At 67.4% G+C, this 11262-nt stretch carries 10 protein-coding genes; 3 read left to right on the top strand and 7 right to left on the bottom strand.

Features of this window, described 5'->3' with window-relative positions; translation table 11 throughout:
* Positions 1 to 151: 151 nt before the first annotated feature.
* From dnaJ to RMO12_RS01635, 4 genes are all read right to left on the bottom strand, one after another.
* Positions 152 to 1291 (bottom strand): molecular chaperone DnaJ, encoded by a 1140-nt coding sequence (gene dnaJ, locus RMO12_RS01650; RefSeq protein ID WP_309626667.1) that lies wholly within the window; start codon positions 1289 to 1291, stop codon positions 152 to 154.
* A 99-nt stretch (positions 1292 to 1390) separates the two neighbouring features.
* Positions 1391 to 3355: a molecular chaperone DnaK gene (dnaK, locus tag RMO12_RS01645; RefSeq protein WP_309637963.1), complete on the bottom strand. Its 1965-nt coding sequence runs from the start codon at positions 3353 to 3355 to the stop codon at positions 1391 to 1393.
* Positions 3356 to 3439: 84 nt separating this feature from the next.
* On the bottom strand, positions 3440 to 3979 hold the full coding sequence (gene grpE / locus RMO12_RS01640; RefSeq protein ID WP_309637962.1) for a nucleotide exchange factor GrpE: 540 nt from the start codon (positions 3977 to 3979) through the stop codon (positions 3440 to 3442).
* 115 nt (positions 3980 to 4094) lie between these two features.
* On the bottom strand, positions 4095 to 4508 hold the full coding sequence (locus RMO12_RS01635; protein ID WP_309637961.1) for a S4 domain-containing protein: 414 nt from the start codon (positions 4506 to 4508) through the stop codon (positions 4095 to 4097).
* Between the two features lie 186 nt (positions 4509 to 4694).
* Between RMO12_RS01635 and RMO12_RS01630 the strand changes: the two genes are divergently transcribed.
* Together RMO12_RS01630 and RMO12_RS01625 are read left to right on the top strand one after the other, a co-directional pair.
* Positions 4695 to 5177: a hypothetical protein gene (locus RMO12_RS01630; RefSeq protein ID WP_309637960.1), complete on the top strand. Its 483-nt coding sequence runs from the start codon at positions 4695 to 4697 to the stop codon at positions 5175 to 5177.
* 112 nt (positions 5178 to 5289) lie between these two features.
* Positions 5290 to 5919, top strand: a complete 630-nt coding sequence (locus tag RMO12_RS01625; protein WP_309637959.1) for a hypothetical protein — start codon at positions 5290 to 5292, stop codon at positions 5917 to 5919.
* Here RMO12_RS01625 and hemH read toward each other — a convergent pair.
* Positions 5916 to 7007: a ferrochelatase gene (hemH, locus tag RMO12_RS01620; RefSeq protein ID WP_309637958.1), complete on the bottom strand. Its 1092-nt coding sequence runs from the start codon at positions 7005 to 7007 to the stop codon at positions 5916 to 5918. The two genes, RMO12_RS01625 and hemH, sit on opposite strands and share 4 nt — an antisense overlap.
* Before the next feature lie 163 nt (positions 7008 to 7170).
* On the opposite strand from hemH, the gene RMO12_RS01615 reads away from it, so the two are divergent.
* A complete protein-coding gene (locus tag RMO12_RS01615) occupies positions 7171 to 7866 on the top strand; it encodes an HAD-IA family hydrolase (protein ID WP_309637957.1) in 696 nt (231 codons plus the stop codon).
* Positions 7867 to 7894: 28 nt separating this feature from the next.
* On the opposite strand, the gene RMO12_RS01610 is transcribed toward RMO12_RS01615, so the two are convergent.
* Both RMO12_RS01610 and rpoD read right to left on the bottom strand, forming a co-directional pair.
* Positions 7895 to 8830, bottom strand: coding sequence for an adenylate/guanylate cyclase domain-containing protein (locus RMO12_RS01610; RefSeq protein ID WP_309637956.1), 936 nt, complete (start codon positions 8828 to 8830; stop codon positions 7895 to 7897).
* A gap of 119 nt (positions 8831 to 8949) precedes the next feature.
* The gene (gene rpoD / locus RMO12_RS01605) at positions 8950 to 11199 is read right to left on the bottom strand and encodes an RNA polymerase sigma factor RpoD (protein ID WP_309637955.1); all 2250 of its coding nucleotides are present in this window, start codon (positions 11197 to 11199) and stop codon (positions 8950 to 8952) included.
* Positions 11200 to 11262: the final 63 nt, after the last annotated feature.

Here is an 11262-nt window from a genome sequence, read left to right as displayed (position 1 = left end):
GTTGATCCGCCAGCGCGTTCGCAAGGCGGCGCGGCACGCTCTGACGGGTGAGCGGGTGGTGCTGGACACGAGCCGTTTTAGGCCGCCGCGCTTTGATGCGGCGCAGCGCGAGTTGTTTGCCTGACGTGCTCGCCCGGAGGTTGCGGACTCGCTACTTGAACAAGTCCTTCACCCGGTCGGTCCAACTCTTCGCGTTGGGCGAATGCCGGTCGCCGCCCTTCTTGAAGCTCTCGTCAAGCTCCTTGAGCAGCTTGCGCTGGTGTTCGGTGAGCTTGATCGGCGTTTCCACCGCGACATGGCAGTACAGGTCGCCGGGGTAGCTGGAGCGCACGCCCTTGATGCCCTTGCCGCGCAGGCGAAAGGTCTTGCCGTGCTGGGTGCCTTCGGGCAGTTCGATCTCGGCCTTGCCGCCCAGGGTGGGCACCTCGATCGAGCCGCCGAGCGAGGCGCTGGCGACGCCCACGGGGATGGTGCAGTGCAAGTCGTCGCCGTCGCGCTCGAAGATGTCGTGCGCCCTGACGCGGATCTCGATGTACAGGTCACCGGCCGGGCCGCCGTTGGTGCCGGGCTCACCGTTGCCGGCCGAGCGGATGCGCATGCCTTCGTTGATGCCCGGCGGTATGCGCACCTCGAGCGTCTTGTTGGTCTTGATGCGTCCGGCGCCGCTGCAGGTGACGCAGGGCTCGGGAATGATCTTGCCGCTGCCGTGGCAATGCGGGCAGGTCTGCTGGATGCTGAAGAAACCCTGGCGCAGATGGACTTGGCCAGCGCCGTTACAGCTCGGGCAGGCCTTGGAGCTGGTGCCGGGCTTGGCGCCGCTGCTGCCGCAGGGTGCGCACTCGTCCCAGCTCGGAATGCGGATCTGCGTGTCCTTGCCGCGCGCCGCCTCCTCGAGGCTGATCTCCATCGCGTAGCTCAGGTCGCCACCGCGATAAACCTGCGAGCCGCCGCCGCGGCGGGCGCCGCCCTGGCTGAAGATGTCGCCGAAGATGTCGCCGAAGGCCTCGGCAAAGCCGCCGTAGGCCTCGCCGCCGGGGCCGCCGCGCCCGGCCATGTTCGGGTCGACGCCGGCATGGCCGTATTGATCGTAGGCGGCGCGCTTGTGCGCGTCGGACAGCATCTCGTAGGCCTCCTTGCCCTCCTTGAAGTGCTCCTCCGACTTCTTGGCACCCGCGCCCTGGTTGCGGTCGGGGTGGTGCTTCATGGCCAGCTTGCGGTAGGCCTTCTTGATGTCGTCCTCGCCAGCGTTCTTGGCAACGCCGAGGATCTCGTAGTAGTCACGCTTGGCCATGAGGCTTGCCTTCTTCTCGATGCAAAAACCCCCGGCGCGCCGGGTTAAGCGCTCGGGGGTGGCTCCACGGGAGCGGGCGACGCGGTCGTGCCCGCCGCCTTACTTCTGGTCCTTCACTTCCTTGAAGTCGGCGTCGACGATGTTCTCGTCGGCCGGTTTGGCCTCGGCGGCAGCGCCCCCGGCGGCGTGACCACCGGCAGCAGCACCACCCGCGGCAGCCTGCGCCGCCTGCATGTCGGCGTAGACCTTTTCGCCGAGTTTCTGGCTGGCGGTCATGAGCGCTCCGGTCTTGGTCTCGATCGCCGTCTTGTCCTCGCTCTTGAGCGATTCCTCGGAGTCCTTGAGCGCCGCTTCGATGGTTGCCTTGTCGGGCGCGTCGAGCTTGTCGCCGTGCTCGACCAGGCTCTTCTTCACCGAGTGAATGGCCGCGTCGGCAGCATTGCGCGCCTGCACCAACTCGAGCTTCTTCTTGTCCTCGGCGGCATTGAGTTCGGCGTCCTTCACCATCGCCTGGATCTCGACTTCAGTGAGGCCCGAGTTGGCCTTGATGGTGATCTTGTTTTCCTTGCCGGTGCCCTTGTCCTTGGCGCCCACGTGCAAGATACCGTTGGCGTCGATGTCGAAGCTCACCTCGATCTGCGGCATGCCGCGCGGCGACGGCGCGATGCCCTCGAGATTGAACTCGCCGAGCATCTTGTTGCCCGTGGCCAGCTCGCGCTCGCCCTGGAACACCTTGATCGTCACCGCCGGTTGGTTGTCGTCGGCGGTGCTGAAGGTCTGCGCGAACTTGGTCGGGATGGTGGTGTTCTTGGTGATCATCTTGGTCATCACGCCGCCGAGCGTCTCGATGCCCAGCGAGAGCGGCGTCACGTCGAGCAGCAGCACGTCCTTGCGGTCACCGGCGAGCACCTGGCCCTGAATGGCCGCACCCACGGCGACGGCCTCGTCGGGGTTCACGTCCTTGCGCGGCTCCTGGCCGAAGAACTCCCTGACCTTCTCTTGCACCTTGGGCATGCGCGTCATGCCGCCCACCAGGATCACGTCGTTGATCTCGGTGACCGCCACGCCCGCGTCCTTGATGGCGGTGCGGCACGGCGCCATGGTGCGCTCGATCAGGTCTTCGACCAGGGCTTCGAGCTTGGCGCGCGTGAGCTTGATGTTGAGGTGCTTCGGGCCGCTCGCGTCGGCCGTCACGTAGGGCAGGTTGATGTCGGTCTGCACGCTGTTGGAGAGTTCGATCTTGGCCTTCTCGGCCGCTTCTTTCAGGCGCTGCAAGGCCAGCACGTCCTTGCCGAGGTCCACGCCCTGGTCTTTCTTGAACTCGGCGATGATGAAATCGATGATGCGCTGGTCGAAGTCTTCGCCGCCCAGGAAGGTGTCGCCGTTGGTGGAGAGCACCTCGAACTGCATCTCGCCGTCGACGTCGGCTATCTCGATGATGGAGATGTCGAAGGTGCCGCCGCCCAGGTCATAGACGGCGATCTTGCGGTCGCCCTTCATGCCTTCGCCGCCGTGCTTGTCCAGGCCGAAGGCCAGCGCTGCGGCGGTCGGCTCGTTGATGATGCGTTTGACGTCCAGCCCGGCGATGCGCCCGGCGTCCTTGGTGGCCTGGCGCTGCGCGTCATTGAAGTAGGCGGGCACGGTGATCACCGCTTCGGTGACCTCTTCGCCGAGATAGTCCTCGGCGGTCTTCTTCATCTTGCGCAGCACCTCGGCGCTGATCTGCGGCGGTGCGAGCTTGTTGCCGCGCACCTCGACCCAGGCGTCGCCGTTGTCGGCGGCCACGATCGTGTAGGGCATCAGGTCGATGTCCTTTTGCACTTCCTTCTCGGCGAACTTGCGGCCGATCAGGCGCTTGACGGCGTAGAGCGTGTTGCGCGGGTTCGTGACCGCCTGGCGCTTGGCCGAGGCACCGACGAGCACCTCGCCGTCTTCCTGGTAGGCAATGATCGAGGGCGTGGTGCGCGCACCTTCGCTGTTCTCGATCACCTTGGTGGTGTTGCCTTCCATGATGGCCACGCACGAGTTGGTGGTGCCGAGGTCGATGCCGATGATTTTGGCCATGCTGAATGCTCCTGAAAACTGAAATCTGATGTGATGAAAGCTGTGGATCGGTGCGCGCTATTCAAGTCGTCTTGCTCGCTACGTTCACGGCGAGGCCGCAACGGTGACGAGGGCCGGGCGCAGCACCCGCTCGGCGATGAGGTAGCCCTTTTGCAGCACCGCCACGACCGTGCCCGGTTCCTGCCCGGAGCCTTCGGGCAGCGCCACCATGGTGATGGCCTGGTGCTGGTGCGGGTCGAACCGGGTGCCGGCCGGCGGCGCGATCTCGAGCACCTTGTTGCGCTCCAGGGCGCCCGTCAGCTGGCGCAAGGTGGCCTGGGTGCCTTCACGCAACTGTTCGGCACTCGCGTTGTCGATGGCAAGTGCCGCTTCCAGGCTGTCCTTGACCGGCAGCAGGCTCTCGGCAAACGAGTCGATGGCGAACTTGCGCGCCTTGCTCATTTCTTCTTCGGCGCGGCGGCGGGTGTTGTCGGCCTCGGCCTTGGCGCGCAGGTAGGCGTCGGACACCTCGGCATGACGGGCCTCGAGTTCCACCAGGCGCTGCTCGGCGGTCGGCGGCTCCCCCTCGGAGGCGCTCGGATCGGGGCTGTTGTCAGGGGACTGATCTTGTTCGGGGTTATCCATGCGCGGCAATGAAACGGGATCAAGGCAGCGAATTTGGGGCGCCTACCGTACTTTCAAGAGGGACATTGCAGCGCGCCGGCGCCAGCGACAAAAAAGCCCGGCTGCGCCCGCCTCGTCATTCGTCGAGCGAAGCGCTCCAGCGGTCCCAGTCGGCGAGCTGGCGGCGGTCTCGCTTGGTCGGCCGACCCTGTTCGATGCTGCCGGCCGGCTCCGGCGCCAGCTGCCTTTGACGGGCCTGGGCTTCGCGCCGCGCCACGCTGTCGGGCGTTTCTTCGTAGAGCTGCTGTGCCTCGGTCGCCGGGCCGCGTTGCGGGCTCACGGCGCGCACGAGCACGGTGCGCTCGACGCTGCCCTGACGCAGCCGCACGGTGTCGCCGGCCTTGAGATCGCGCGAGGCCTTGGCGTGCTGGCCATTGACCAGCACGCGCTGCCGCGCGATCTCTTCGGCGGCGAGGCTGCGTGTCTTGTAAAAGCGCGCCGCCCAAAGCCATTTGTCGAGGCGCACGCCGCTGGAAGGAGGCAAGTTCACGGGATCGATTGTGGCGTGTGCTCAGGGTCCGGCGGCCCGATTCGGGCCGCTCAACCGCCCCGACCTCGGGCGAGTGCCACCGACCCGACGCTGCGGCTGGGACGCTGTCCCGGGCCCGGCGTTTGCTGGAGCGAGGGTTGCCATCGAGGAACAACCACCATGACCTGTGATTCCATTTCCCGAGGCATGCGCCTTTTTGCTCGCGGCAGCCACCCTGGTTGCTCCGCCGGCCTGGCACGCCGCTTACGCACAAGACAGGACAGGAGCGAGGGCCTGCGCGCGCTTGACAACGGCCCGGCCAGCGGCAAGACGCTCAGCCGCGAGCAGCTGCGCGAATGCCTGGACCTGCAGCCGGAGCTCAAATCGCGCGGCGAGGAAGCGCTGCGCTCGCGGGCGCAACTCGACGCGGCCAAGGCGGAGTTCGACCGCTACGAGGCGCAGTTGCAAGGCGAGCGAAAGAGCCTGGATACGGCCGACCAGGCCGCCGTGGACGCCTACAACGCCAAGGTCGAGAAGCTTCGGCTGATGTTCGCCGACTACACCACCTCGCTGCCCGACGTCACCGGGCAAGCGCAGAAGTACAGCGCCTTGCGGCAGAGCTGGGAGGCCGAGTGCGACGACCGGCCTTACCGTGAGGGCGACTATCAGGCCATTCCGCGCGGCCGCTAAGGTCGGCGCGGCCGCAATGCCCGAGTACCCGACGGCGTCCGGCGTCGCCTGCGACGCAGCGACCGCGCGGTGTGGTGAGGCGCGCGATTCAACATCTTGATGGGAGGCACCGATGCGTGCTGGTTGGAGTTGGTTGACCGTGGTGGCGTTGTCCAGCGGGCTGGCCCTGGTGTGGAGCGGTGCGCCAGCGCAGGGGGCCGCCGCGACGCCTGCGCCTGCCAAGCCCGTCGTACCGGCCCAGCCTCGTGCTGCGTCCAAGCGAGTGCCGCCCGCCAAGGCTGTGGTCAAGCTCGCCGTGGCGCCCGCCAGCGCCGAACAACTCGATGCCGCGGCGCGTGTGTATTTCGGCGCCCATCAATGCGCGCTCGGGCAGGCGATCGACGTCGCGCTCGATCCGCGCCACGCGGGCTACGTCGACGTGCGCGTCGGCAAGGCCACGCATGTGATGAAGCCGGTGCTGTCGTCGACCGGCGCGGTTCGGCTCGAGGATGTGCGCGGCGTGATGCTGATGGTGCAGATCACCAGCAAATCGATGCTGATGGATGTGAAGTCCGGCCGCCGCGTCGCCGACGAATGCGTCAGCGACAAGCACCGCGAGGCGATCCAGGCCACCGTCGGCGCCCCGGCGGCGCAGTCGTTGATGTCGCCGCCGGCCGAGGCGCCGCCGAGTGTGCCGTCGAGCACGTCGCCGAACGTGCCGGAGCCGCCACCGCCCGGCCCGTCACCGGCCCCGGATCGCTAGGCCGCCGCGCCGAGCCTGCGGGCGCGCTCGGCCTGCGCTTGCAGCGCCCCTGCGTCGACCGCGCCGTCCGTCGGCCAGCCCTGCAGATGCCGGATCGCGATGGCGCTCAGCGCGGCCATCCACTCAGGCTGGTCGTTCAGGCATTCGATGTAGCGGAACTCGGCCCCACCGGCGCCCAGGAAGGCCGCCCGTGCTTCTTGCGCGATCTCTTCAAGCGTCTCCAGGCAGTCGGCCACGAAACCAGGGCAGGCCACGTCGACCCGCTTCACGCCCTGCTGCGCGAGTTTCACCAGCGTCGGCTCGGAGTAGGGCTGGAGCCACTTCGCCTTGCCGAAGCGGCTCTGGAACGTGACCACCACCTGGGCCGGCTTCAACGAGAGCCGCTCGGCCAATAGCCGCGCGGTCTTGCGGCACTGGCAGTGGTAGGGGTCGCCCAGGTGCAGGGTGCGCTCGGGCACGCCGTGGAAGCTGAGCACCAGAGTGTCGGGGCGGCCGTGCGTCATCCAGTGGTTCTCGATGCGCCGGCTGAGTGCTGCGATGTAGCCGGCGTCGTCGTGGTACTGGTTGACGAAGCGCAGCTCCGGTACGCGCCGTGCAGTGGCGGCCCAGGCATAGACCGCGTCGAACGCGCTCGCGGTGGTCGCCGCCGCGTACTGCGGATACAGCGGCAGCACGAGGATGCGCGTGACGCCATCTGCCTTGAGCGCATCGAGCTGCCCCGCCACCGAGGGCGTACCGTAGCGCATGGCATAGCGCACCAGCACCGCATGGCCGCGCTCGCCGAGGTAGCCCGCCAGCAGCTTGGCCTGCTTGGCGGTCCAGACCCTGAGCGGCGAGCCTTCGGGCGTCCAGATGCTGGCGTACTTGGCGGCCGATTTCCTTGGCCGCAGGCGCAGGATCACGCCGTGCAGGATCGGCAGCCACAGCGCCCGCGCGATCTCCACCACGCGCGGGTCGCTCAGAAACTCGGCGAGGTAACGGCGCAGCGCCGCCGTGGTGGGCGCGTCGGGTGTGCCGAGGTTGACGAGCAGCACCGCCGTGCGCTCGGCGCTGCCGTGCTGGTGGGCGGGTTCCGGGGCGTGTTTCATGCGTGAGAGTGGCCGCGAATCGACGGCGCAGCGGGCGCGCAACTGTAGCGGAGCGCATGGCGCACGGCGCCCGCCGAACCGGGCCGCCGTGGGCCGCCTGCTGCTCGCTGACGCCGCGCCTGGGCTACCGGCACGCGCGAGCGCTTCGGCCACACTTCGCGCCATGCCCTGGAGCCCGCAGCCGATCCGCGCCCTCACGCTCGACCTGGACGACACGCTTTGGCCGGTGCTGCCGACCATCGTGCGCGCCGAGGCGGCGTTGCAGCGCTGGCTGGCCGTGCATGCGCCGGCCGTCGGCGAGCGCTTCGACCTGGCGGCGATGCGCGCGATGCGCGAGGCGGTGGCGCGTGAGCGATGCGATTTGGCCCATGACCTCAGCGCGGCGCGCCGGGAGACGATCAGGCGGCTGCTGGCGGCGGTGGGCGAGGACGAGGCGCTGGCCGCGCCGGCCTTCGAAGTGTTTTTCGCCGAGCGCCAGCAGGTCGAGTTCTACGCCGATGCCTTGCCTGCGCTCGAGCGCCTGGCGGCTCGCTGGCCGCTGCTTGGCTTGAGCAATGGCAATGCCGACTTGCAACGCATTGGCATCGGCCAGCGCTTCATCGGCAGCGTGAATGCGCGCGAGGCCGGTGTGGGCAAGCCCGATCGCCGCATCTTCGCGCTGGCCTGCGAGCGACTGAGGTGCGCGCCGCACGAGGTGCTGCACGTCGGCGACGACCTCGTGCTCGATGTGCGCGGCGCCATCGGCGCCGGCTTGCAGGCCGCGTGGCTGCGGCGCGGCGCCACGTCGCGCGATGCCGCCGAACCGCACTGCTGGCAGGGACCCGATCTGCTCACGCTGGCCGAACGCCTGGGCGCCTGAGCGCTCGAGCGGAACCGGGCCTCGAGGCTCACACGCTCGGCGCCGTCTCCTGAAAGCTCAGCACCTCGAAGTGCACGGCCGGCGCGGTGGGATCGGTTGGTGCTGCGCCCAGGCACATCACGCCGCTGCCGTGCAGGGTGCAGCTGCCGCGGCGCAGCGACACCACCTCGTCGCGGCCGGCAAAGCGCACGAAGGTGCCGTTGTAGCTGAGGTCGCTGACCTGGAAGGTGCCGCCATGCCACTCGATGCGGCAGTGCGAGCGCGACACGCGCGTGTCGTCCACGCAGTAAGTGGCCTGGGGGCTGCGGCCGAGCACTGCCGGCAGGTCGGTGCCGGCGAACACGCGGCTCGCGTCGAGCCACGACAGGCGGATGCCGTCGGGCGCCGCGGTCGGCTCCATGCCTTCGAATATCGTGGCGACGGTCTCGCCGAAGCGCCGGGCTTCGAGCCGGTAAACCTGCACCGATTCCTGGCGACCCCTGAGTTGCAGCTTGGACAGCGAGCGGAAGCGACCGCGGTGGTCGGGGTCGAGCCCGTCGAGCACCTGCTGCGTGGTGAGCGTCTCGTTGTCGCCGGCCCTGTCGAGCAGCCGCGCGGCGACGTTGACCGCGTCGCCGAAGCAGTCACCGGCCAGCTCGACCACCTCGCCCTGCGCCATCGCCACCTGCAATTTGAGCGCGGGCCGGCGCGCGCCCTTGCGCGGCGCGTCTGCCAGCACGCGGTCGAGCGACTCGTGCATCTCGTCGGCCGCGTCGATGCCGCCTTGCGACTTCTCGAACACGGCCATCAGGCCGTCGCCGAGCGTCTTGACCACCACGCCGCCGCAGGCGCCAACGATCTGGCCCATGATGGCCACGCTCTGCGTCACCACCGCTGCGGCTTCGGCATTGCCGAGCGTCTCGAACAAGCCCGTGCTGCCTCGCAAGTCGGCGAACAACACGGTGCGTTGGAGAAGGGCGGTCATCTGCAGCGGGCTCGGAAGGCCGGCAAAGTTTAGCCGTGATGTCCGGGCCGCCTGACAACGGGGGCGGGCAAGAAAAAGCCCGGCACGCGGCCGGGCTTTTCGCAATGGGCGCAGTGAGATCAGAGGTTGTCGAGATAGGTGCGCAGCTTGTCCGAGCGGCTCGGGTGCTTCAACTTGCGGATCGCCTTGGCCTCGATCTGGCGGATGCGCTCGCGGGTCACGTCGAATTGCTTGCCGACTTCTTCGAGCGTGTGGTCGGTCGACATCTCGATGCCAAAGCGCATGCGCAGCACCTTGGCCTCTCGCGGCGTCAGGCTGTCGAGGATGTCCTTGACCACGTCGCGCAGGCCGGCCTGCATGGCCGCTTCGATTGGCGCGGTGTTGTTGGTGTCCTCGATGAAGTCGCCCAGGTGAGAATCGTCGTCGTCGCCGATCGGCGTCTCCATGGAGATCGGCTCCTTGGCGATCTTCATGATCTTCCTGATCTTGTCCTCGGGCATCTCCATCTTTTCGGCCAAGGTCGGCGCGTCGGGCTCGAAGCCGAACTCCTGCAGGTGCTGGCGCGACAGCCGATTCATCTTGTTGATCGTCTCGATCATGTGAACCGGAATGCGAATGGTGCGCGCCTGGTCGGCGATCGAGCGTGTAATGGCCTGACGAATCCACCAGGTGGCGTAGGTCGAGAACTTGTAGCCGCGGCGGTATTCGAACTTGTCGACCGCCTTCATCAGACCGATGTTGCCCTCTTGAATAAGATCGAGGAACTGCAGGCCGCGGTTGGTGTACTTCTTGGCGATCGAGATCACCAGGCGCAGGTTGGCCTCGATCATCTCTTTCTTGGCGTCGCGCGAGGCCTTCTCGCCCTGGTTCATCTTCTTGTTGATGAGCTTCAAGTCTTCGATCGGCACCACCGCGCGCGACTGCAGGTCGATGAGTTTTTGCTGCAGGTCCTGGATCGGCGGCAGGTGGCGCGCCATCACCGCGCTGTAGGCCTTGTTGGCGGCGATCTCCTTCTCGGCCCACTTCAGGTTGAGTGAATTGGGCGGAAAGGTCTTGATGAAGTGTTCTTGCGGCATGCCGCACTTGTCGACCACGATCTTGCGCAGTTCGCGCTCATAGCGGCGAATGTCGTCGACCTGCGAGCGCAGGATCTGGCACAGGCGCTCGATCGTCTTGACCGTGAAGCGCAGGCTCATGATCTCGGAGCTCACGCCCATCTGCGCGCGGTTGTAGGCCGAGGACTTGTAGCCTTCCTTCTCGTAGGCCTTGCGCATGCGATCGAAATGCGTGCGCAGATCGTCCAGGCGGATCAATGCCGCGGCCTTCAGCTCCTCGAGCTTCTTGGTCAGCGCCTTGGAGCCGCCCTGGCCGTCATCGTCGTCCTCTTCGTCGAACTCGTCGAAGTCTTCCTCGGCGACGTAGTCGTCGGCCTCCTCGTTGGAGACGAAGCCGTCCACCGCCTCCGAAATCTGCATCGTGCCGGCGCGGATCTTGTCGGCCAGCACCAGGATCTCGGCGATCGTGGTGGGCGACTCGCTGATCGCCAGCATCATGGCCTGCAGGCCGCCTTCGATGCGCTTGGCGATCTCGATCTCGCCTTCGCGCGTGAGCAGCTCCACCGTGCCCATCTCGCGCATGTACATGCGCACCGGGTCGGTGGTGCGGCCGAACTCGGAGTCGACCGTGGACAGCGCCGCTTCGGCCTCTTCTTCGGCCTCTTCTTCGGTGGAGGTGGCGGTCGAGGCCCCGGCGATCAGCAAGGTGGCGGCGTCGGGTGCTTGCTCGTAGACCGCGATGCCCATGTCGTTGAGCATCGACACGATGGCCTCGAGGATCTCGGCCTCGACCAGCTTCTCGGGCAGGTGGTCGTTGATCTCCTGGTGCGTGAGGAAACCCCGCGTTTTGCCCATCTTGATGAGCGTCTTGAGCTCCTGGCGACGCTTGGCGACCTCGTCCTCGGTCAGCGCCGTCTCGTCCAGGCCGAACTCGCGCATCAACGCGCGCTCCTTGGCGCGTGAGACCTTCATGCGCAAGGGCTTGGCCTTGGGCTCGTCGGTGGCGCTGGCGGTCGGGGTCACGGTTTCGACCTCGCCTTCGATGTCGGCCTCGATGTCGCTCAAGTCCTCTTCCATCTCGGGACGCACGGGCTTGCCGGCCTCGACCTTGGGCTTGCGACCCGGCTTGCCCTTGGCCTCGGCCTTGCCCGCCGGCTTGGCGGCGCTCGCTTTCACGGGCGCGGCCTTGGCGGGCGGCTTGGCCTTTTTCAGCTCGGCCTGGGTCGGCTTGGCCGCGTTCTTGGCGGAGGTGGCCGCCACGGGCGTCTTGGCAGCCTTGCTGGCGGGGGCCGGAGCACTTTTCTTCGCGGTCATGCGATTCCTCGGAGGATGAATTTCTCGGGGGCCGACGGGGCTAACGTCGCTCGCCATAGCGCC

The sequence above is a fragment of the Methylibium sp. genome (assembly GCF_031393925.1).
In the GTDB taxonomy this organism is placed as follows: domain Bacteria; phylum Pseudomonadota; class Gammaproteobacteria; order Burkholderiales; family Burkholderiaceae_C; genus Methylibium.
The sequence above is the reverse complement of the archived record's forward strand: the minus strand, read 5'-3'. Positions and strand labels throughout refer to the sequence as shown.

Excerpts from the sequence above, each read along its gene's own strand:
- dnaJ (WP_309626667.1), bottom strand. The coding sequence starts at position 1,291 with ATGGCCAAGCGTGACTACTACGAGATCCTCGGCGTTGCCAAGAACGCT.
- dnaK (WP_309637963.1), bottom strand. The coding sequence starts at position 3,355 with ATGGCCAAAATCATCGGCATCGACCTCGGCACCACCAACTCGTGCGTG.
- grpE (WP_309637962.1), bottom strand. The coding sequence starts at position 3,979 with ATGGATAACCCCGAACAAGATCAGTCCCCTGACAACAGCCCCGATCCG.
- RMO12_RS01630 (WP_309637960.1), top strand. The coding sequence starts at position 4,695 with ATGCGCCTTTTTGCTCGCGGCAGCCACCCTGGTTGCTCCGCCGGCCTG.
- RMO12_RS01625 (WP_309637959.1), top strand. The coding sequence starts at position 5,290 with ATGCGTGCTGGTTGGAGTTGGTTGACCGTGGTGGCGTTGTCCAGCGGG.
- hemH (WP_309637958.1), bottom strand. The coding sequence starts at position 7,007 with ATGAAACACGCCCCGGAACCCGCCCACCAGCACGGCAGCGCCGAGCGC.
- RMO12_RS01615 (WP_309637957.1), top strand. The coding sequence starts at position 7,171 with ATGCCCTGGAGCCCGCAGCCGATCCGCGCCCTCACGCTCGACCTGGAC.
- RMO12_RS01610 (WP_309637956.1), bottom strand. The coding sequence starts at position 8,830 with ATGACCGCCCTTCTCCAACGCACCGTGTTGTTCGCCGACTTGCGAGGC.
- rpoD (WP_309637955.1), bottom strand. The coding sequence starts at position 11,199 with ATGACCGCGAAGAAAAGTGCTCCGGCCCCCGCCAGCAAGGCTGCCAAG.